The organism is Njordella aestuarii, from assembly GCF_056494165.1.
Map to the genome: position 1 here is coordinate 2,346,973 of NZ_CM151397.1, position 20,205 is coordinate 2,367,177.

The window sequence follows — 20,205 nt, forward strand, 5'->3', positions numbered from 1 at the left end:
GCGGCGGCTCGGTTGCAGCCGCTGTTATTCTAGACATTTCCCGAGAGCAGATGCCGTCTAATTGAGATCCGTGTTCGTTCTGGCCTAAAGACCGAACTTTGGTACAATACGAGTATGAATACCCACCGCCCTAACAACCGTGAAATCATTCGGAAGGTTGATCTAAGCGACGAAGATGGATCGCTTGCGCCGGACGGTTCTACCGCCACAGAACGGCTGCTGATGGTGTGGCGAATTACGCAGGATTGTTGGGCTTTTGTCCCAGGACACGATGCTAAACAAGAATTTCAGAGACATGTTACTCGCGTTGAACGACGCGAACGTTGAGTTTTTGCTTGTTGGTGCTTATGCATTGGCAGCACATGGCTGTCCACGTGCAACTGGGGATATTGATTTTTGGGTTCGTGCTGACTCAGAAAACGCGCTGCGAGTATTTTCTGCTCTAACCGCGTTTGGAGCTCCGACTGACCAAGTGTCAGTTGACGACTTTACTACGCCGGGGATCGTTTTTCAGATTGGTGTTCTGCCTCAAAGAATTGATATTCTGACAGCGATTTCAGGGGAACGACATACCGCTCATCAGGCGACTTCTAGGATAACAGAGCGTTGCACCGAAGGCGCGCAAATAGTTGGTTTTGAGAATTTAGGTTTATCGCCGCGTCTCGGTGGACGCGACATTCGTCCTAAAAGATAAGCGCTAAATGGCAGCTCAGGAAACCGCATCGAAAATTCTACCATCGAACCACAGACGTCTAATCGCGTTGGCAGTACTTGCGATTTTGACGGTGCTAGTCGCATGGGATCTTATGCCCTACTTCGAGTACCGAGCGAATGCTAATCGAATTCGCCAATTGATTTCAATCGGCAGCGATATTGATGAAGCTGGCCTCATTCTCAAAAAAAACGGATTTACGTTCTACCACAAACACTTTTCAACCGTTGCGGAAGACACGTATTGGATTGATGTTGATGTTGCGAACAGACCGACGCCGTGGACATTAACGCTTTTGCATCTGTGCGGAATACGCCTATACTTTCACTGGGTCGTCATCGAATCTGGACTCGACAACAAGGTTCGAAAGATCTTCTGACGATGTCACGCGAGCCCAGGATCGGACGAACAAAAAATACACCCGAGTTACCGATCGGGCGTTTCTTGAAGTGAGAGTTATTAGGCGGCAACTGAGTGATTTTAGGCGTTATTTGCTTCATGAAGACACTTCTCCCAATCACGATTGTCGCGATGGTGCTGCTGGGCTGCTCAACAGAGACAGCAGCACCTGGTGCAAATCCGACTGACGTTGTCGACGCGACTGAGAAATCCTTTACGGTGCTGACAAACGTTCCGGACGATATACTGAATGAGATGGCACGCGAATACTCCGGTACCAATCAGGATTGGCGTGATGCCTGGACACTCGATAACTCAAAGTCAACAATTGATGGTCAACGGACAATTCGACTACTCGAGATTGCCGCCTACGCTGATGTGACCTGTCACCCGATCGAATACCCGCTCCGCGTTGCGACGCTCGACTATGTTGAAAGCAATTTGACTACAGGGGAAGTACGCGATGCATTGATTTGGATTCGCGAATCCTACAGAAGCGGCTTGCCCTTAGAAACGCCCGATGACGATACTGGACAATTGCGAGGTATGTTGGTGGATTCCATGAACCTTCGCATGGCCGACTTCGCTAAAGAGCTATTGAATCCCGATTTTCCGTCGCAGCATCGCAAATAACAAGATGTTGGACCGACGCCCCCGACGGACTGTTTCGTCGTATGTGTCAATTTGTAAAATGCGGCAGGATGCGTCCGCTCGGAATCGCGAATATACAAACGATGTCATTGCTACGCCTTCGCAACGAAAATCCAATTCACCATTGCCCTGTGTGTGGTTGGGGGCCGCGTGGAACATACGAATCAGTCTCCGAGATTCGGATGTCCTACGACATTTGCGAATGCTGTGGATGTGAATACGGGCTCGACGACAATGAAAAATTCTATTTTAGTTGGATTGAGAACGGAATGAAGTGGTTTGATGATTCATGTCGGCCTACAGGTTGGACGATTGAATCACAACTGCAATTTCAAATACGGCCCTGGCCCCCGGACAAGACGACTATCGATTAAACAGGATGCAGAACAAAGCGGTGCGCCGAGGTCTGCCACAAGGTGTCATTTGTCGATTTTCTCGCAATTCGGAATTTCAAAAAGTCACCACACTCGGACGCTGAGCAGAAGCTATTTATTTCCGAAGAAGCCGTTCGCACCGAGTCCGAAATAGAGAATTCCGATGTGAAATGGGCAGCGTTTACGAAAGCTGTGATATTTGGTGATTGTGTCTTGCTTTATCGTGGTCCAAACATGGTAAACTGGATACCTGACGCAACGCTTGATGGCGACGACGCAGCATATAGGTTGCGCAGACTACTAGCCGCAAAATTGCCGACGAACCAAGCGAAGAACCGGAGCCGCCGATGACGTCGAATTCTAATGCATCGTTTTCTGACGGCGACTCGGGTACCGCCGTCGCTGTGCTAATGACAAATTGAATCCACATAAGGAATCCGCAATGCGATCTCACTTGCTGTCAATGCTCATTGTTGCCTCGCTGCCTTTTGCTGTTTCAGACCGTTTGGCACGGGCCGACGAGCCCATGAAACTCGAACAGTTGCCGCTAACAGCCTCGGATATTTCTAGCGTCACAGGATTGAACATCTACAAGTACCGGATCGCCATAAAGCCCGGCACGAAGTTCGATGTCGTAGTATCCGTGCTTGACGGGCCCAATTCAAAACCGCAATTCCTGAATCGAAAGACCTTTACTTTGGACGATGACGTGGATTCGGTCGATCTGTTGCTATCGTTTCTTCCGAGGGACAACACGCTTCGCGGCGTGCTGCTATCGCAAGACGAAGAGGTTGCCTATCGTATCAATTGCCCGCAATGTACTCCTTCTGGGATTGCGACCAACATCTCGTTACCGCTGAGTGATGTCCCGGGCACTGAGAAAACGCTCATTCCATTGACGGGGGATCGATCGTTAGAAATCTCAGACGATAACGAGATTTGTTTGATCGCGATTCTCGCCTCGGAGGAAGGGAACCCTGTTTCGATGCAGAAGAGCTATCCGCGTGCGAAGGTAAGCGTGGTGCTCGCAGACTGAATCAGGGTGAGCAGAATCATCGCGTGCACCCGAGTACGCGAGTTGGGCGGTTTTGAAGTTGAGCTTTTTCGCGCGTACCAGGTGACGACTGCTGTTCTGTCGTCGGACGATGTTACCAAGCGATTAGACGCCGACGATCCCGGCATCGAAGATCTCAAACGATACGACTTACTGATGGCATCGCTCACCCTCACGTGGACTCAATTGGCAGAAGAATGAAGGCAGAAGAATAGGTTGCGCATCATTCTTTTGCCTTCATTCTCTTGCCACTATCTGATTCTTTCGAACTGCTTATCAGTAAAGCGACCAGCGTCGGTTCATGGGCTGGCGCTTGGACAATCAACTCAGTGTCCGACGTAAGATTTTAAACGCAGAGGCGCTGAGTGCGCAGAGGACCTGACGAGTTGTTTTTTCTGAGTCCTCTGCGCCTCTGCGTTTTCACTTCTTAGAGTTAGAAGCTTATTAGGGCAGAGGGCGTATCGCGCGCCGAACCATCGAAGCACTTTGCACGATTAATTCGCATCGTTCGACTTACTAATGGCAGCGCTCACCCTCACGTGAACTCAATTGGCAGAAGAATGAAGGCAGAAGAATAGGTTGCGCATCATTCTTTTGCCTTCATACTCTTGCCACTATCTGGTTCTCTCGAACTGCTTATCAGTAATGCGACCAGCGTCGGTTCATGGGTTGGCGCTTGGACAATCAACTGAGTTGCCGACGTAAGATTTAAAACGCAGAGGCGATAAGTGCGCAGAGGACATGCGGAGCTGTTTTTTCTGCGTCCTCTGCGTCTCTGCGTTTTCAATTCTTAGAGTTAGAAGCTTGTTAGGACAGAAGGCGTATCGCGGGTCGAACCATCGAAGATCTTTGCACGATTAATTCGCATCGGTTCGACTCACTGATGGCATCGCTCACCCACACGCGGACTCAATTGGCAGAAGAATGAAGGCAGAAGAATAGGTTGCGCATCATTCTTTTGCCTTCATTCTCTTGCCATTATCTGATTCTTTCGAACTGCTTACCAGTAAAGCGACCAGCGTCGGTTCATGGGTTGGCGATCGGACAACCAACTGAGTTGCCGATTTAAGATTTAAAACGCAGAGGCGCTGAGTGCGCAGAGGACCTGACGAGCCGTTCTTTCTGCGTCCTCTGCGCCTCTGCATTTTCACTTCTTAGAGTTAGAAGCTTATTAGAACAGAGGGCGTATCGCAGGTCGAACCATCGAAGATCTTTGCACGATTAATTCGCATCGGTTCGACTCACTGATGGCATCGCTCACCCACACGCGAACTCAATTGGCAGAAGAATGAAGGCAGAAGAATGGATTGCGCATCATTCTTTTGCCTTCATTCTCTTGCCATTATCTGATTCCTTCGAACAGGGTTCCAGCAAAGGGACGAGCGTCGGTTCATGGGTTGACGATCGGACAATCAAAGAAAAATCACACCAAGCCATGAGTGGAATCACCATGATTGCATTGATGTTGAAGAGGCTAGAAAAAGTCCGAAATCGAATTCGAGACACGCTCTTAGCTGTTGCGTCTCCAGCCGGCGCAGGGGGGAAGTAAGATTCGGTTGGCGAAGAGAGTGTGGGGCTGGACACGCAAGTGTGAGCCAAAATTTACGCACGTGTTCATGAAGCCCGGCGGAGTTTGAGTTAGCCTCTCGCTGGCGTTCGTCCAATTCTTAGCGTCTTAAGCGAAGCGGGCGTGAGATTCATCGCGAACCTGTATCCGCGATAGCTGCGAAAAAGAAGATAACAGCGAGTTGACTGCGTAATAGAAGAGATTTACGCTGAGGCTGAGCAAAACGCGGTCGTGTCGCCCGATGTCACGCGCAAGCTGCGTGTAATGAGTCGTTCTACCATCAACCATAAAGCGAAATGCATTTTGATTACTAAGCTTGATCGCTTTGGCCAGCCTGAATACACATCTACCAAACACAATTCGATCTTTATCGCAATCTCTTCACTGACAATGTTAACCGTGGCTATCACCCTCGGGCTTCTTGTTGACTCACCGTTGGAAAACTTATTTCACCGAGCCGCCACTCCTGAAATACTCGCTGTTTCAAGCGTCATTCGTACCACTAGTTATACACGTACCGCAATCGGCTGGATCGGAGTCTTGCTTCTTTGTGTCGAATCATGCGTGGCCGGAACGCTGATAGGAATCATCTCCAAAACATTTGGCGCAGTTCTGTACGTTTCGATTTTCGCCGCGATAATTCACTCTTTGGCAAACTATTTCGCCGTCAAAATAATGTGGTTAGGTATTGTCGGGTGAAACAGCTTATGACACGCGATCGATCAACGAAATCTAGCAGAACAAAAAATGCGCCGAGGCGACAAACGTGTGCTTAATTGAAATGGAACAATCGCCATTGTCGCTCGGTGATTGTGGTCATACGTCGAGAGAACACCATGAGGGACGAGCGAGTCATTGAATTCATGGGCTACAAATGGACGCTCGATCAATACCGACTTTCGTTGATTCAACTGCTCGCACTCACGGAATCCAAACGTTCTGGGTCAAAACTTGAATCCATACCAACCACCTTCGCACACTGAATTTCCCGTTCATCTCCCGTTGGGACTTGACGGAGCAGACATCGTTGTCGTTCCGGATACAATCTTTCCCGCTATCTGTGTTGTGACTGGGCAGCCAGTGGAAGATTCACAGCTTCAATGGCGACAAATAACGACGTCGTTTTGGGGTGATATACGACCGCGTTCCTGCCGTTTGTGTTTTGGACTTACGCCTGAAGCACGCGTTCGTTTTCAGCGTCGTGAGTTATTCATTCGCTTCTACCAATTCTCAATGATTGTTGGCTTCGTTGTGCTTCTATCAGTTTTCGGATGGGAACCTGTAGGAAAACAGATACCACTTGTGATTGCACCTATCTGCCTAATGAGCGCCATTGTTGCAAGTATTCCGACTGATCCCTTGAAGATAACGCGATATACTAACGGAACGTTTCGGATTGGCGGTGTCTGCGAATCGGCACGGCTGAAGATTGCCAAACTTATCGGAGAAGAAGCGCAGAACCATAGCATGAACGCCGAGTCGCCGAGCTTGTCAAACTTTGAAATAACTTGAACCTGGCGACCGAGTTATGCGTGTCGTTCGCCGACAAAACCCTCATTACCTGAAACTGTTTGACGTTGCAGAATCCATTCCTCCCTGCTCAATCCATGGCAGTCCCATCGTTCGTAGTCCCGCCTTCAGGCGGCTCAAGCGCATTTAAACTCCGGCTAAAGCCGGTACTACAAACCATTGGTATTACCACCGTCAGGCGTCACCATCTACCTTGCGTTCGTCCAATTCTTTGCGTCTTAGCGACTTGAGCGAAGCGGGCGTGAGATTCATCGCGTACCTGTATCCGCGATAGCTGCGGAAAATAAGATAACAGCGCGTTGACTGCGTAGTAAAAGAGGTTTACGCTGGAACTGAGGAATACACATTCGTTGAGTCCGATATTACGCGCTAGCTGCGTGTAATGAATAGTTTTGTCACAAGGATGGCGCTGGTACACCAATGAAAGAAACTACCGCGCAACCCTTTGCATACTGCACCATCGAACTGCCGATCGATGATGTGATAGCTTCGCTCTTTGCATTAAACGGTGACGGAACTCTGAATTGCGGTTACTCGGCGAGATCGATCGATAGATGCGACCCTACCAAACTTGAATCCGGTGTAGATTTCCGCGATTACATACTCGAAGGATTCGTCAGCTATCGATTGCGGCTACAGCCGGAAACAGTTGGAGCAACGGTTTTTATCGAAACATACGGCAGCAATCGTGACTATGCTATAATTCCGGCATTCAAGCATTACTTGAAGGCTGCTAAGATCGATCATTATGCCATCACTTTCGTCAATCCATAGTCGGCAAAATCATGAATAAGAGACAGAACAAAGAATTGTATCGAAGTGCTCGGTCGGTCTTTTTGACTTGCGTAGAGTCTTCCCCTCGCACTCGATGAATTTAGGTGTTCGCCGACAAAATCCTCATTACCTGAAACTGTTTGACGTTGCAGAATCCATTCCTCCCTGCTCAATCCATCACAGTCCCGACATTGAAGCCGCGAAGCCGCACACCGATTATCGTGGGGCTTGCACTTGGGGTACTTGCAACGCCGTTTGCGATGTTTTTGTGGATGATCTCCGCTGGCGCAGGACATGGTGACTATTTGCTTGCGAGTGCAATCTATCCGATTCCGATGGTTCCACTTGTTTTCGCGGAGGGGCTTTTCCCAATTTCACTGACGCTTGCCGCGATTCAATTCCCGCTTTTGGGCGCTTTCATTGGCTGGGCCCACTCGCGTGGCAAGTCGCATTTGTGGGCTTGTATTACTTTGATAGTCGCGATTCAAATGGTTGGCGCTGTTGCCCTCTCCCAATCTTCCGCGTTTGGTCGATAAAGCAGCGAACCATTCGATGAACCGAAGTCGCGGGGCCGTCGTTTTTGACTGACCTTTAGTTGACAGTTCGCACTCGCTGAATCCGTTCGTCATCGGACCGAATCTACATTTACGCAGAATTACCTTACGTGGCAATCAATCCATACTCTACGCCGTCGAATGCAGGATCTGATCGACCGAAGAATCGTGAAACCGTCTCGGCGTGGATTCGGTGGACGTCGGGCTTTCTCGCGGTAACTGGTGTCGTATTCCTGCCATCATTGTTCTGGATTCTATTCATCCCAGGAGGTATCGTTTGGCTTTTCTGGGTTTTTATTGCTTTCGGAAAACCATGGGCCAATGTGCCTGCATTCTGGACGTTCAGCATGCTGTGGAATGTGGGATGGGGAATTGGTTTCTACATGCTTCGCGGTCCGAGTTTCTATCCGATACTTATAATTTTGCACTGTGGTATAGCCGCAGTTATTTCCACTTGTGCTCTGGCGCACACCATGATGAATCGTCTCGGATGAAGAATAAAGGCTCAGGTGTTGCGTTTCTCGCCGCGGAAGAGTTGAATCGACATTCGGTCGACGAAGAGAGATTGGGGCTGGACACTCGAGTGTTGGCCAACATTTAAGCCCATGTTCATGCGGCCCGGCGGCGATTTGAGTTAGCATCTTGCTGGAGTTCGTGCGATTCTTAGTGCCTTAAGCGAAGCGGACGTTAGATCCTTCGCGTATAATGTACTACGCCCAACAAACCGCCACGCCGCACAACCACAATGTCCAACATCAACCCCTACGAAGCGACCAGTTCCACAGAGCTATCGCACGCAGAGAAAAAGCCGGCGCGTCACAAGCGTGTGACTATTTTACTGGCCGCGTTCAACTTTTTGTTTGGTGGTCTGTTTACCGTCATTGCCATCTTCGCTTCTTCAATGTTTGCTTACGAGTCTGCGACTGCGTATGCTCAAGGACAAGGGCACTATCTCAACACTGCAGCCACAGCTGTTTTAATTGTGCTCCTCTGGATCCCGATTGGTTTCTTTGCTCTTCGCTGCGGTGTCATCTATTGGCATGCTCGAGACAGCCAAGAATCCCAATGATTCACCGGAGGGGCCGCGTTTTTGCATCCAGCGGATGTCGTCAGTAGCAATAACAACCAGAATGCCAAAGACTTACGACCGACGGAATCTGGTAAAAATAACATAGGCGAACCCAATTACGAGCGCTAGAGTCAATGTCAACTCAATCCATCCTGGCCGTACTCTCGAAATCAGATTCGAATCCGAATCAAGATGGCTTGCCCGAGACTCGTCCTGACCCAGGTCTTTATTCAGTAAGCGACTACTTCCCGATGGATCCAAGCTAAAAATCGTTGGATCAATCTCTTGGTTTAATTTGATGTTACGCGCCGTGATTCTTTGAACCAAGCTGTCGTCTTGTTTCCGCACCTCAAAATCGGTGCCGAGCACGATGCCGTCGGATTTCAACCGCGAGACAGTAAAAGTGTTCGCGACAAGGCTATTGTCCGACAATTTGTAAGCTGACAATTTAACGGGATAGCCTGTCGACTTTTCAATTGCAACTTTATAGTATCCGCGAGGAGGATACTCGACTTTGTAGACGGAACAATCCATGTCGTTCACGGTGACGTCCTCAAGCTGAACCATGCGGGCTGCTAAATTCTCCCAAAACTCCGGAGAGAAGAGATCCGCAGTTCTCGCCTGACTCGTGCTTTCCCAACACCAAATATAGGGAATCAGCAGCGGATGGGTGTCGACTTCGCTGTTCTTGGCAAAAGGAGATTCACTAAACGCAGCTTTTTTTGGCGAATCCCCGCCCTCATCAGAAATCCAATACAATTTTCCGTCAAAGCCTCCACTGCTAGTCAGGTTTGTATCGGCATACTTGCGACGTACAAAGAAGCGATCACCTTCAATGGCAATTGACCCTTTACCAGGGTATGCGCCCTCCACTTCATACTCGAGTTCACATGACGCAATTTGGCGAGTGAGATTCATCGCCAATTGAAGTGTTGCGTCTTGCGCAATTGAAATGCGACTCACTACAACGCATAGAACAAGGCCGCACAAGAACGATAGTATTGACGCTAGTCTCATTTTTCGAATCTCCGCCTATTCAGTATTACGCTAAGAGGGCTGTTTTTGCGTTTTCTTAAAACGCCTAGCTGCCATCAAGAGTAGAGTGCCCACTGCTAAACCAAGCAGAATAAACCAATTCGTCGGACTTTCCTCGAGACCAGCAGGCTCGGGCAAGCCAAAATGCGACATCTTAAATTCAGATTCTCGCGGCGCATCGCGCGACTCAATAATTCTGACGATCCCTTGATTTATTAGACTCGATCCATCGGCACCGATGTATTCTGTTGACGTATCGTACCAGGAAAGATCGCTGCTCGCTCCTACGTAGTTGAACGATGCTTGGTAAACTTCCGAACCGGATTCGTGCTTTTTTTCGACCTTTATTGTATCCAGCTGATATTCGCGATCAGCAAGCAAAACTGCATCGCAATGACTCACTTTAAAATCTTGCGGCGCATCGTCACTCCGCTCCAACGCTATGCGATACTTATTCGGATTATCTGCCAGAGGAGAACACAACTTTAATTGCATCCATCCTTTGGACAGCAGTTCGGATATTAAATGATCATCTGTCGCGATTGGAGCGCGAGCTGGAGGTGGTTTGGAAAGATGCAGTGAGCATAACGTTTGAACCCCATTCCCCAACACTAGACTCTTGACCGACCACTTGTCAGAGAAGTCTGAACTGAGCAGTGCAAACTCATATTTCGGATTGACCACCCACACTATCTGCCCAACAAGTTTAGGGTCCGGTGACAGGCAATTGGCGTTTGCAGTTAAAAACGCGTGCCCGTTCGTCCACTTATGCTCAAAGCGATTAGGCGACCGCCCTTCTTGCTCAAAGTCGTAGACAATATTTCCTGCCGCCGTCCTCTCGATTACTGCGTCCCATCCTTGACTTATCTCTCGCGGTAAAGCCACACCTTCGTCCGCAGCGTAAGACTGCAAAACTGGCAATAAAAATAGGAACGCTAAAAACTTTACCAACGCGAATAGCTTCATTACAAAAACGTTCCTCGTGCGTAACAACAACACACTAATCTGCAGGCATTATCGACAAAAAAGCGAAACCAGGTCTGCAATACCATTGAATATAACAGATGCATTGAGCGAGCGTGAATCCACCGGAGCGCTCGCACGCAAAGACGCAAAGGTGAGAAGAACTTGAGTCACGATCTTCTTAGAGTTCCTTCAATTCTTTACGTCTTAGCGTCCTAAGCGAAGCGAGCGTGAGATTCATCGCGTACCTGTATCCGCGCTAGCTTCGAAAAAGAAGTTAACATCGCGTTGACTGACTAATAAAAGATATTTACGCTGGAGCTGTGGAACACGCAGTCGTTTAGCCAGATATCACGCGCTGGCTGCGTGTAATGAGTAGTTATGTCGCTTTTTCATGAAACGCACTGTCGTCACCACGCTATGCCTGATTCACATTCTCGCTTTCGCCGTTTGCACATATATAGCGGCAATTAGAATTGAGACGATTCAAGTTACCGGGTGGATCTGCTCAGCGACAGGTGTGACTGCTGGAATTGGAGCGCTGGTTATTAGGGATCGAGGTCTCGCAGCGGTCTCATTCTTGACGCCGATCGTCGCAATTATCTTGCTTGCGCTAGAGGCGTTGGTACTTAAGTTAGGGCCCAAAGGCGCAGCACTTCCGTTCTGCATCGTGTTTATCATTGTTCAACTTTTGACGACCCTTGGCTCGTTTCGATCTTTCCGATTTGGCTCCGATTCAAAACAGATATCAATCCGGACGATGCTTCTCGCGACGGCCGCGTTTTCGATTGTGTTTGCGGTGGCTCGACAACTGCTGCAACGCGATCACAATGTCGTCATGCTAATTGCTCTTACCCTCGCTGGATTGACATTCGTTGGCACTGTCTTAACAATTAGTAACTGGGTCACATCGCGGGGCCGTCAAACCGCGACATAACGAAGCGATCAGCCGAAGTCGCGGTCTGGCGTGCATTTGGAATGGTAAATCAATCGCCGCGACTCGGCTTTCGCCGGTGTTATCACGCACTAATGGATCGCCGTTAATGCTGCAGAACTCTGCAATCGCAATTGAATTACCACTTTCTGAGAAGCACGTTTTCGTGTTTCACATCGCCAGTCTTACTTACAACATCGACTCTGCTCGCAACCATTTTGGTCCATCTCGATTCCAGGGTTTTGTAGACGGGCTCGGTGACGCTGACTATTGGGCGTTTCAATATCCTTGCGGAATGAAGCTCTTATATGAGTTCATTCATCCGCTCGGGCCAAAGATGAATGGACTTGCAAACGTTTTTGGCGACCTCCCTGAATTTGAACATGGTAGACGACACATACCGTTTGCGAACGACGCGATTAAAATTTCAACTGCCGAAACGAACAAGCAAGAGATAGAGCATTGCAAAGTAACGGAACCGTGGGCGACAAGAATGGCGACTTTGGACTCTTTTCAGGTTTGGCGACAGGGCGACGATGGCAATGTCATGCCTATAGGCTTTCCAACTTCAGAGCGTGACGCGCATTGCTGGGTTCACGAATTAGGATCGCATGGGCACAAGCAAGTCTATTGGTACACTAACTTGTGATTGTTACGTTCCGCATGTTGTTAAATTGCGTTATAACAAATAAAGGCTCAGGTGTTGCGTTTCCAGCCGCGGAAGAGTTGAATCGACATTCGGTCGACGATGAGAGATTGGGGCTGAACACGCGAGTGTGTGCCAACATTTAATCCCGTGTTCATGAGGCTCGGCGACGGTTTGAGTTAGTATCTTACTGGAGTTCTTCCAATTCTCTGTGTCTTAGCGTCTTAAGCGAAGCGGGCGTGAGATTCATCGCGTACCTGTATGCGCGCTAGCTGCGGAAAAAAAGATAACAGCGCGTTGACTGCGTAATAAAAGATATTTACGCTGGAGCTGAGGAAACGCAGTCGTTGAGTCCGATATTACGCGCTAGCTGCGTGTAATGAGTAGTTCGGCATACCAGAAAGCTGCCAAGGTAGGAGACTTCTTTGAACCAACTCAAACCAGCCATCATTCAGCTTGAAGGTTCAATTTCTGAGTCTGCAATACCGCGATTGGAAAGACGCATCTTTTTCAACCGAGATGGTCGCTGGTCCGGTTGGGCGGGCCGGATTCAGAACGATGCGGGACACGTTAGCAGTTGGCACATTCACCCTGCAAGCGATACATTCGTCTACGTTATCCGCGGATCAATCAGAATCGAATTTGGTCGGAACGGCGCTGAGAGGTTTGATGCGTTTGCTGGCGACTTCTTTGTCGTTCCTGCAGGAACGATTCATCGAGAATCGACGGCTCATGACTCAGACCTTGATGCATTGGTCTTCCGCGTAGGTGACGAACCAGAGCAAATCGACGTGGAAGGGCCGGATCACACAATTGAGCCAATTGTGTAATAGTAATTGCGTCGACTTGAATGATAGCCGTACTGGTACTACCAAATTGCCGAACAAAGCGATGCACGAATCGAACTGGAAGTAGTTGAAGACGAGTGAGTGTGAATCTCACCTGAGTCGCTGTTAGCCACAGGCTCAATATCTAGGCTTGCAACCAGCGTATAAGGCATCCGTGCCGAAGTCGCTGGTTGATGTGTAGTCAAGAAAGGTAGCGAGGAAGAAAGGTAGGGACTGGCTGTCCCGCCCTGAATGAGATTGACCTCCACGGTGTTAGGTTTCTCGGGGCATTGTTTCCTGTCGGCTCCTGCCCAAGGTGTGTGCGTAATCGACGCTGGTGGCGTAAATGTCGAGTACCTTCTGGTAGAATCGTCGCTCCGAGGAACGGATGTCGCGAATGCGTTCCAGCAGTTCGTCGAAGTAGTCCGTTTGGCCCTTTCCCGGCGGGTTCTTCAGCCGCTGGTCATCCATGGTGAAACCCTTCACCAAATACTCGCTCAATCGCGACGTGGCCCACTGACGGAACTGCGTCCCCCGATGGCTGCGGACGCGATAGCCCACGGCGAGAATGGCTTCGAGGTTGTAATGCCGCAAACTGCGTGTGACCTGACGTTTACCCTCGGATCGAACTTGTAAGTAATCCTTACATGTTGCGGTCTCCGACAGTTCCCGTTCCGCAAAAATGGCCTTGAGATGCAGGGTGACATTCTGCGGCGTCGTTTGAAACAACTCGGCAATTTGAGCTTGCGTGAGCCACAGCGTTTCGTTCTCAAGCCGACATTGGATGCGCGTGCGGCCATCCTCGGTCTGGTAAAGAATGATCTCGGACTGCCCCCGTTCGTAGTCCCGCCTTCAGGCGGCTCAGGCGCATCAAATCCCCGGCTAAAGCAGGTGCTACAAACCGTTCGTAGTCCAGCCTTCAGGCGGCTCAAGCGCATCAATTCCCCGGCTAAAGCCGGTACTACAAGCTGTTCGTATTCCCGCCTTTATGCGTCACCAACTTCCCTAAACTCGTCTAATTCTTTGCGTTTTTGCGTCTTGAGCAAAGCGGGCGTGAGATTCATCGCGTATCCTGTACTACGACCAACAAAACGCCACGCCGCGAAACCAAAATGCCCAACATCAATCCCTACGAAGCGACCAGCAGCCCGGAGCCATTTTCGGCAGAGAAAAAGCCTGTGCGCTACAAGCTCTTGAGGCCGTTTCTGACCGTGGTCAGCATTTTGATGGGAGGATTTTTCACGTTGGTAGGCTTAGCCGTTTTTTCAACGTTTACGTATGTAGCTATGGTGAGTTTTTCCCAAGGGAAGAATTATCTTCGCTCGTTAGCTCCCGCGTTTCTTATGGCGTTTTTGTTTATCCCCACGGGCATTTGTGCATTGCGCGGCGGCGTCTGGTTCTGGCGAGAGAACTACCGGAGAGGAGCCATCTGGTGCGCATCATCGTTCGGCTGGGCAACAGTGATGAATTTAATCCGAGAATGTTTGTCATCCTGAGTCTGCTGCCCCCCGTTCGTAGTCCCGCCTTCAGGCGGCTCAAGCGCATCAATCCACCGGCTAAAGCCGGTACTACAAGCTGTTCGTATTCCCGCCTTCATGCGTCACCATCTTCCTTGAAGTCTTCCAATTCTTTACGTCTTAGCGTCTTAAGCGAAGCGGGCGTGAGATTCATCGCGAACCTGTATCCGCGCTAGCTGCGGAAAATACAATAACAGCGCGTTGACTGCGTAGTGAAAGCCATTTACGCTGAAGCTGAGGAAAACGCAGTCGTGTAGCCCGATATCACGCGCTGGCTGCGTGTAATGAGTAGTTCGTCCGCGATTGACCAACGTATGCGTTTCAGCCTCTCGACATTAATGCTGTGCATCTTGAGTGCCGCCTTGGCGTGCGGCTGGTTCGTCGATCGTTACACGAATCGTGTGCCAGGGTACGAAGAGCGCCTCGCGGAACATGCTCGTCTAGCCGCAACGCTGGTCGACGTCCATCGACTTCACTCGATCAGTGACTTTCCAGAGGCGTACATTAAACGCACCCCCGACATGTTATTCTCCGTGTATCTAGATTTGTACAAAAACAAGGAGTTGTTCGAACGTACCTATGGGCCAATTGGCAACGCAAGACAAATTGATGCGGCAACTCTCCGAGAAATCGGAGGTGAAACACTTCGAAGAATCAATATTTCGACCGTGGAGGATTTCCGCACTCGACTAACAAAAACTGGGCTTGGAAAAGGAGAAAGCCTCAACTTGTACGATACAAATGGTTCGCTGAAACCAGACGTGATAAAGTTTGTTGAGGAGTCCTTGACGGCAATCCAAAAGAAGAGCCCGTAGAAGACTGCGGATAACAAAATGTTGGACCGAACCCCCCGACGGTCCGTTTCGACTTTAGAGAACGTGTTGGCGGGGGCTCGGTCAACATGGTCGTTATTCCACTTGAGCGACTGTTATGGAATGGCTGGAACCTTGGTGGTCAACTGAGTGCGAGGATGAACAATTCCATGCTGGCTTCAAACGTGAGCTTGAAGCGGAATTCAGTTCTGAACACCCGCTGCATGGAATTGAAACTCGACTGATCGCACGTGGAAATGGCGATGACGCACTATTTGAGTTACTAGATGGGACTGGCCGTTACGCGGTGGTTCACTTGACGTGGGCTCGCCATCCGGAACCATTACCTTGGCCTGCTACTGAACTATACAATTCGCTGACTTCCTTTGTGAATAAAAGAATGATTCCCGAGCATTCCGGATTCGAGTCTTGAACCCCGACTCCAACTGCCCGATAACAAAGGGTTGCAAACGAAGCCCTCGATCAGCCTTTTTTCGACTTGTATTGAACTCGCTCAGGTCCAATCGGAAGAATGTCGCACCGATTAGATAGCAAGTTTTTAGTCCAAATCAACTCATCTAAGTGCGGACCGTTTCAATAAGGGCAGGCGTATAAGAACGCTTCGTGACGTTTACTATGGCTTTCGAAAATTGATTAACATAGAGCGTTCCCGTTCACTACTGGCCGAGCTAATCACGCTTGCGGTCGTCGTTCAGAGCGACAGCTGCCATCAGTTTTATGCCAAGCTTCGAACAGATCCGCTGTTGCACATCGTGATCACAATGGAAATACGTAAGTCGATCGAAGGCGAGATATTTGATAACCGACTGCATCAGCAAATTTTTGCCCGCTTCCTCATAAAGCTCAATAACGAGCCTTTCCGGCACATTTTTAAAGTGTTCGAGTTGAATAGCACCGTTTAGAGTCCTTATTGCGAACGAATTTTTCTGGTCAACAATGTCTTTGAGAGTGGGCGCAAGCCGCTCAGCGCCAAGTGAATTAGCTACGTGACGTATGACGGCCAGTGTACACATCTGAACAAGGAGAAAAACAAACGCGTTCGCTAAGGCAGTAACCTGATCAGGTAGCAGCTCAGGGTTCTTCTCAGCGAAGCGAGCAGCAAGGTGCCTGCCAAAATCGTCTTTCGTGACCTTAAATGCATGAAAAATAAAGTTTAGTAGTCGCAGGGATAATCCGTAGCACGACTCGACCAAGTGTTGCTTACGATCGCCTTTAAGCGATCCGGCGAAACTTCGAACGATTTGACCCTGTATCTGAATTGTCTTCATGGCAGCGTTAATCTGAGCTAGATAACGGCGGTTTTCGGAATCAAGTTCTGTTTCGTCCTCTCGTCGATATTGATACATATCGTCGGAAGGGTCGTCTTCTTCGACGAGAGCATCTTGGGCTTCGAGCTTCTGCTGCCGTCGCTTCTCGGGATCACCACTTTCGAGCACAGGCTGCCCGAGTCTCGCAACGAGATCGCCTGTGAATTCAAGATCCGTCGTTAGGTTCGTCTCTTTCTCACCTTCGAAGATTGTTCTTGCATTGGCTAACATTTCGTCAATCACGAGTGGAGTCGGATCGATATGGCAGAGAAACAAAATGACATTGGCGGCGTCCTCTCGATAGAGTTTTGTTGTCAGCGTCTTGATTGTTTGCTGACAGATCGCTTCTTCTTTATGGGTAGAGAGGTAGTTGGCAAGGAAAAAGTAGAATGCGGCTCGCACCTTAAATCGAAGCGCTCCGCTGCGATAAGATAGTAGGCCGGCACTGACAAGGCGGTTGCGAGAGTCTTCGAACTCTAACGCGATTTTATAATCAGTGACATAGCGATTATGCCATTCAAACGCACGCTGGTCGTCAAATGCATCAGTACGTTCGCTGAAGAACGCGTACGCGAGCTCGCTGAGATACGACAGCGCAGTCTCAACGTCGAATCCCTTTCTCGCCAAAGAGGCCGTCATCGAAGCCCGATAGAGCTTTCCGTAGGACGCGGCTGCAATGTCTACTGGCTGTCTCAACTCCATTTCTTGGAGCAGTAGTAAAACGTATGAGGGAAACCTTGGAAGGAGATCTCGACCAAGCGCAATGCTAATTATCCTCTCGAGTATGGATACTTGCTGTGCGACCAAATTGTCGGGCAAGGTTTCGTGTCGTCCAAGTTCGAACCAGCGACGAATCAACTGGCTGCGTAGCTTGTTGCCGAACGACAGGAATTCTGTGTGGACGAAATCGGAAAGTATCTCCGCTTCTTGTCCAGAGCCAATCAGCTCTTGGAACCGGAGCGATGATCCTCCAAGTATAACAACAATAGAAAATCGCTTTTGGATTTCTGACAGAAAAGCCTTTCGGGCAGACCTAACATTTGGTAGTTTATGAAAGTCATCGATTATGATGGCTCGCTGCTCGACGTCGATGCGCCAATATCGTGAAACGTTTGGTGAACGATATTGACGACCATACGATTGCTCTAAGAGTTTTGCTGGATTAGCGATTGTTCGCGAATCTAGCCCATCACATGATAGCAAGATTGGAATCTTACCGTTTCGCCAGAGATCCCGGAATAGAACACGGCAGAATGCGGTCTTGCCCGCTCGTTCGGGTGATGAAATTACTATTTTTTTCTTCTTTAGTACGTAATCCACTACTTCACGGCTACGGATAGTCGACCTGAAAAAAAGCTCCGTATTGTCTTTTCTTGACGATCTACCCCGATCACGCTTTGTCGATGAGTCCGGCCCCTTCGTACGTCGTTCCGCTGACTTTCTTGTATCCGACTCCATCGAAAATTCACGTAAATCGGGATAGATGTAAATGTCTTCGAGCGTCACAACATCTTTAAACGGGTGATGATATTCGATGTCGGTGTCATTGAGCGTCTCTTCAAAGAGAGTATTAAGTGCATACTCCTTACGCAGCCGTGTGTTATTTCGAATGAACGGTCGAGAAATTGTCTCATTCACCAACTCGTACATTTCATCAATCCAGGCATAGTGATAGACGGTGTACTGTTTCTCATCGGTATCGACTAGAACAATATTGAACTCGCTCTTTTCAGGAGCGTTATTCTCCTGCAATGGCCCGGCTTCGATGAACTCGTTGTGTTCCCCTGAAAATTTTGTCTTTGAAAAACTCTGCCGCTCGTGTTCGTGTCCAGTGAACACGAGATCGCTCGTCTCCTCGATGACGATTCGAAGCTCCCTGGATATATCCTTGTGCATCCAAGAATAGGGATGATGAAACGCTGTAATAACAACTGTTCCGTCCGAGTCGCCTACGAGTAGTGGTTTCAAAGGCTTTATCGGCATAAGTAGCGTGCCGATACCTTCATTGACCTTCGATCCCCATGCGGTATTTAAAACACGTATGGTAACTGTGTCGGTTCCCGAAGAGAACTTGTGTACATCGAATATTCGCTGAATTCCAGCGGTAGACTCGAGCTGACCGTGGAACTTGGAGCAGAAAGAAAAAAACTCATTTTGCGGGGCGGTGCATATGTCAAGAATTGACCCGTCGTCAAATGCGTCAGGATGAACATCGTCTATTAGGCTTTTGCGTGCCGCGTTGTCTTTCTTAAAATCGCAGTCGTGGTTACCCGGAAGCAGGACGACGTGGCATCGATCCTCCGTGAATTGACTGTGAAGAAAATCTCTTATTCGCGAGATAAGCGTCATCCCCAATTCATATTCCGACGATAGGCCCGAGTAGGCAATGTCGCCGTTTACAAGTAGCAAACAATCGGTCACGCCTTCAAGAAAAAGAGATCTAACCGCACCCTCGATCTCCGAAAGCCGTTCCATAATCGGGTTTATAGGCCATTTTTCTGTCGAGAGGTGGATATCACTCAACTGCAAAATCATGAGCTTCATCAAGTCGGTTCCTGTTTCACGTTATGGATCGAGCAAACAATCACAAATTGGTGACGTCGCGGGAATGTGCAATGGTTTTAACACATACAGTAGATGAATACAAATATTGCGTGAATGACGGAGCTCGCCGTTTCAATTACGATTTTTGCAGAGCTCTCTGCGCAATTGCGCCCGTGAATTAGCTAGTCTATCCGATGCTTGAAAATCTCGTTGAACGCAGCCGATTCTGATTGAGCACTGGCTATTCATCGGTTTCTGTTGAATGGCATAGCGATACCAAAGATTGCACTGACTCTTCACTCGCCGCGACGGACTCCGACAACGAGAATGGCGATTCCACTTGCAAACGTTTCAAATTAAGAGGAACCGCATCGCGTTCTGCTTGTCCATCATTTCAAGTCGCAATGAAACGATCGAGTTTTCCGATTAGCGAAGCTGTTTTGATTGTCACCAGGAAGGCTTTGACAACTTGCATCCCTCGCGGGTGACCTAACAAATCGAATCGGACAATTAGCAAGCTCGGCTTGCTCGCTAGCAAACTGGTGTTGCTGACTCGCAAACGGCTCAGGCTATGTAGCAAAAGGGATTTGCGAACAAGCAAAAATCCCTTGCCAATTGGCAAAAGGTCCATGCGAAGTAGCAACTGGCCCATGCGAACTCTCTATTCGCCTTTGCTGGTCGGCAAGACGACGTCGGGACGACACCGTTGAGCTTGAGGGCTGGCGAATCGGTGCGGGTTCTGACGATCGAAGCGGCTAGCGAAAGGTTTGCAGTTTTTTGTAAAGTATTGGCCGCCTTGGCCTAAAGTTTAATTCCTTACAAAATGTTTGTGGCGAGCGGAATACGGGTTACCGATTCAAAAAATATCGCCAGGAATCCTCGCATTTAACCGTGGGTTAAGCCATGTGGGCCAAC

The 20,205-nt window shown here is 49.1% G+C and carries 25 protein-coding genes; 20 read left to right on the forward strand and 5 right to left on the reverse strand.

The features are described from left to right. The first annotated feature begins 114 nt into the window (after positions 1–114). From SH451x_RS09025 to SH451x_RS09090, 14 genes are all read left to right on the forward strand, one after another. On the forward strand, positions 115–327 hold the full coding sequence (locus SH451x_RS09025) for a hypothetical protein (protein ID WP_479362124.1): 213 nt from the start codon (positions 115–117) through the stop codon (positions 325–327). After that, the gene (locus tag SH451x_RS09030) at positions 296–694 is read left to right on the forward strand and encodes a hypothetical protein (RefSeq protein ID WP_479362125.1); all 399 of its coding nucleotides are present in this window, start codon (positions 296–298) and stop codon (positions 692–694) included. Before SH451x_RS09025 ends, SH451x_RS09030 begins: the two co-directional genes overlap by 32 nt. 7 nt (positions 695–701) lie before the next feature. Next, on the forward strand, positions 702–1,091 hold the full coding sequence (locus SH451x_RS09035) for a hypothetical protein (protein WP_479362126.1): 390 nt from the start codon (positions 702–704) through the stop codon (positions 1,089–1,091). Positions 1,092–1,210: 119 nt separating this feature from the next. Next, on the forward strand, positions 1,211–1,744 hold the full coding sequence (locus SH451x_RS09040; RefSeq protein ID WP_479362127.1) for a hypothetical protein: 534 nt from the start codon (positions 1,211–1,213) through the stop codon (positions 1,742–1,744). A 434-nt stretch (positions 1,745–2,178) separates the two neighbouring features. Beyond that, positions 2,179–2,487, forward strand: a complete 309-nt coding sequence (locus SH451x_RS09045) for a YcxB family protein (RefSeq protein ID WP_479362128.1) — start codon at positions 2,179–2,181, stop codon at positions 2,485–2,487. A 91-nt stretch (positions 2,488–2,578) separates the two neighbouring features. After that, positions 2,579–3,172 carry a hypothetical protein gene (locus SH451x_RS09050; protein WP_479362129.1) on the forward strand — a complete coding sequence of 198 codons (594 nt, stop codon included), beginning with the start codon at positions 2,579–2,581 and terminating at the stop codon, positions 3,170–3,172. Between the two features lie 6 nt (positions 3,173–3,178). Further along, positions 3,179–3,391, forward strand: coding sequence for a hypothetical protein (locus SH451x_RS09055; protein ID WP_479362130.1), 213 nt, complete (start codon positions 3,179–3,181; stop codon positions 3,389–3,391). Positions 3,392–4,478: 1,087 nt separating this feature from the next. Then, a complete protein-coding gene (locus SH451x_RS09060; protein WP_479362131.1) occupies positions 4,479–4,739 on the forward strand; it encodes a hypothetical protein in 261 nt (86 codons plus the stop codon). A 282-nt stretch (positions 4,740–5,021) separates the two neighbouring features. After that, positions 5,022–5,456, forward strand: a complete 435-nt coding sequence (locus tag SH451x_RS09065) for a hypothetical protein (RefSeq protein WP_479362132.1) — start codon at positions 5,022–5,024, stop codon at positions 5,454–5,456. Between the two features lie 252 nt (positions 5,457–5,708). Further along, positions 5,709–6,269 (forward strand): hypothetical protein, encoded by a 561-nt coding sequence (locus SH451x_RS09070; RefSeq protein ID WP_479362133.1) that lies wholly within the window; start codon positions 5,709–5,711, stop codon positions 6,267–6,269. Between the two features lie 438 nt (positions 6,270–6,707). Then, positions 6,708–7,061 carry a hypothetical protein gene (locus SH451x_RS09075; RefSeq protein ID WP_479362134.1) on the forward strand — a complete coding sequence of 118 codons (354 nt, stop codon included), beginning with the start codon at positions 6,708–6,710 and terminating at the stop codon, positions 7,059–7,061. Between the two features lie 146 nt (positions 7,062–7,207). Next, entirely contained in the window at positions 7,208–7,597 is a 390-nt protein-coding gene (locus SH451x_RS09080; protein WP_479362135.1) for a hypothetical protein, read from the forward strand. 382 nt (positions 7,598–7,979) lie between these two features. Beyond that, complete coding sequence (locus SH451x_RS09085; protein WP_479362136.1) at positions 7,980–8,216, forward strand: hypothetical protein; 237 nt, start codon at positions 7,980–7,982, stop codon at positions 8,214–8,216. Positions 8,217–8,360: 144 nt separating this feature from the next. Then, the gene (locus SH451x_RS09090) at positions 8,361–8,684 is read left to right on the forward strand and encodes a hypothetical protein (RefSeq protein WP_479362137.1); all 324 of its coding nucleotides are present in this window, start codon (positions 8,361–8,363) and stop codon (positions 8,682–8,684) included. A 72-nt stretch (positions 8,685–8,756) separates the two neighbouring features. Here the strand turns inward: SH451x_RS09090 and SH451x_RS09095 are convergent, their stop codons facing one another. Further along, positions 8,757–9,647 carry a hypothetical protein gene (locus tag SH451x_RS09095; protein WP_479362138.1) on the reverse strand — a complete coding sequence of 297 codons (891 nt, stop codon included), beginning with the start codon at positions 9,645–9,647 and terminating at the stop codon, positions 8,757–8,759. Between the two features lie 84 nt (positions 9,648–9,731). Beyond that, the gene (locus tag SH451x_RS09100) at positions 9,732–10,685 is read right to left on the reverse strand and encodes a hypothetical protein (protein WP_479362139.1); all 954 of its coding nucleotides are present in this window, start codon (positions 10,683–10,685) and stop codon (positions 9,732–9,734) included. 391 nt (positions 10,686–11,076) lie between these two features. Here SH451x_RS09100 and SH451x_RS09105 point away from each other — a divergent pair, with 391 nt between their 5' ends. From SH451x_RS09105 to SH451x_RS09115, 3 genes are all read left to right on the forward strand, one after another. Next, positions 11,077–11,619 (forward strand): hypothetical protein, encoded by a 543-nt coding sequence (locus SH451x_RS09105; protein WP_479362140.1) that lies wholly within the window; start codon positions 11,077–11,079, stop codon positions 11,617–11,619. 106 nt (positions 11,620–11,725) lie between these two features. Then, the gene (locus SH451x_RS09110; protein WP_479362141.1) at positions 11,726–12,265 is read left to right on the forward strand and encodes a hypothetical protein; all 540 of its coding nucleotides are present in this window, start codon (positions 11,726–11,728) and stop codon (positions 12,263–12,265) included. A 422-nt stretch (positions 12,266–12,687) separates the two neighbouring features. Beyond that, positions 12,688–13,092 carry a cupin domain-containing protein gene (locus SH451x_RS09115; protein ID WP_479362142.1) on the forward strand — a complete coding sequence of 135 codons (405 nt, stop codon included), beginning with the start codon at positions 12,688–12,690 and terminating at the stop codon, positions 13,090–13,092. Between the two features lie 270 nt (positions 13,093–13,362). On the opposite strand, the gene rhuM is transcribed toward SH451x_RS09115, so the two are convergent. After that, on the reverse strand, positions 13,363–13,818 hold the full coding sequence (gene rhuM, locus SH451x_RS09120) for a RhuM family protein (protein WP_479362143.1): 456 nt from the start codon (positions 13,816–13,818) through the stop codon (positions 13,363–13,365). A gap of 383 nt (positions 13,819–14,201) precedes the next feature. Here rhuM and SH451x_RS09125 point away from each other — a divergent pair, with 383 nt between their 5' ends. From SH451x_RS09125 to SH451x_RS09135, 3 genes are all read left to right on the forward strand, one after another. Beyond that, positions 14,202–14,585, forward strand: coding sequence for a hypothetical protein (locus SH451x_RS09125; protein ID WP_479362144.1), 384 nt, complete (start codon positions 14,202–14,204; stop codon positions 14,583–14,585). 305 nt (positions 14,586–14,890) lie between these two features. After that, positions 14,891–15,421 carry a hypothetical protein gene (locus SH451x_RS09130; RefSeq protein ID WP_479362145.1) on the forward strand — a complete coding sequence of 177 codons (531 nt, stop codon included), beginning with the start codon at positions 14,891–14,893 and terminating at the stop codon, positions 15,419–15,421. Between the two features lie 115 nt (positions 15,422–15,536). Further along, entirely contained in the window at positions 15,537–15,851 is a 315-nt protein-coding gene (locus SH451x_RS09135) for a hypothetical protein (protein WP_479362146.1), read from the forward strand. A gap of 256 nt (positions 15,852–16,107) precedes the next feature. Here SH451x_RS09135 and SH451x_RS09140 read toward each other — a convergent pair whose 3' ends face one another. Both SH451x_RS09140 and SH451x_RS09145 read right to left on the reverse strand, forming a co-directional pair. Beyond that, entirely contained in the window at positions 16,108–19,290 is a 3,183-nt protein-coding gene (locus SH451x_RS09140; protein WP_479362147.1) for an anti-phage protein, read from the reverse strand. A gap of 394 nt (positions 19,291–19,684) precedes the next feature. Next, a complete protein-coding gene (locus tag SH451x_RS09145; protein WP_479362148.1) occupies positions 19,685–19,942 on the reverse strand; it encodes a hypothetical protein in 258 nt (85 codons plus the stop codon). Between the last annotated feature and the right edge of the window lie 263 nt (positions 19,943–20,205).

Bases quoted from the DNA above. Each gene is read 5' to 3' on its own strand.
- SH451x_RS09110 (WP_479362141.1), top strand. From the start codon at position 11,726: ATGCTGCAGAACTCTGCAATCGCAATTGAATTACCACTTTCTGAGAAG.
- SH451x_RS09065 (WP_479362132.1), top strand. From the start codon at position 5,022: ATGAGTCGTTCTACCATCAACCATAAAGCGAAATGCATTTTGATTACT.
- SH451x_RS09090 (WP_479362137.1), top strand. From the start codon at position 8,361: ATGTCCAACATCAACCCCTACGAAGCGACCAGTTCCACAGAGCTATCG.
- SH451x_RS09035 (WP_479362126.1), top strand. From the start codon at position 702: ATGGCAGCTCAGGAAACCGCATCGAAAATTCTACCATCGAACCACAGA.
- SH451x_RS09125 (WP_479362144.1), top strand. From the start codon at position 14,202: ATGCCCAACATCAATCCCTACGAAGCGACCAGCAGCCCGGAGCCATTT.
- SH451x_RS09105 (WP_479362140.1), top strand. From the start codon at position 11,077: ATGAAACGCACTGTCGTCACCACGCTATGCCTGATTCACATTCTCGCT.
- SH451x_RS09075 (WP_479362134.1), top strand. From the start codon at position 6,708: ATGAAAGAAACTACCGCGCAACCCTTTGCATACTGCACCATCGAACTG.
- SH451x_RS09130 (WP_479362145.1), top strand. From the start codon at position 14,891: ATGAGTAGTTCGTCCGCGATTGACCAACGTATGCGTTTCAGCCTCTCG.
- SH451x_RS09030 (WP_479362125.1), top strand. From the start codon at position 296: ATGTTACTCGCGTTGAACGACGCGAACGTTGAGTTTTTGCTTGTTGGT.
- SH451x_RS09085 (WP_479362136.1), top strand. From the start codon at position 7,980: ATGGGGAATTGGTTTCTACATGCTTCGCGGTCCGAGTTTCTATCCGAT.
- SH451x_RS09145 (WP_479362148.1), bottom strand. From the start codon at position 19,942: ATGGGCCAGTTGCTACTTCGCATGGACCTTTTGCCAATTGGCAAGGGA.
- SH451x_RS09060 (WP_479362131.1), top strand. From the start codon at position 4,479: ATGAAGGCAGAAGAATGGATTGCGCATCATTCTTTTGCCTTCATTCTC.
- SH451x_RS09140 (WP_479362147.1), bottom strand. From the start codon at position 19,290: ATGAAGCTCATGATTTTGCAGTTGAGTGATATCCACCTCTCGACAGAA.
- SH451x_RS09025 (WP_479362124.1), top strand. From the start codon at position 115: ATGAATACCCACCGCCCTAACAACCGTGAAATCATTCGGAAGGTTGAT.
- SH451x_RS09135 (WP_479362146.1), top strand. From the start codon at position 15,537: ATGGAATGGCTGGAACCTTGGTGGTCAACTGAGTGCGAGGATGAACAA.
- SH451x_RS09050 (WP_479362129.1), top strand. From the start codon at position 2,579: ATGCGATCTCACTTGCTGTCAATGCTCATTGTTGCCTCGCTGCCTTTT.
- SH451x_RS09100 (WP_479362139.1), bottom strand. From the start codon at position 10,685: ATGAAGCTATTCGCGTTGGTAAAGTTTTTAGCGTTCCTATTTTTATTG.
- SH451x_RS09040 (WP_479362127.1), top strand. From the start codon at position 1,211: ATGAAGACACTTCTCCCAATCACGATTGTCGCGATGGTGCTGCTGGGC.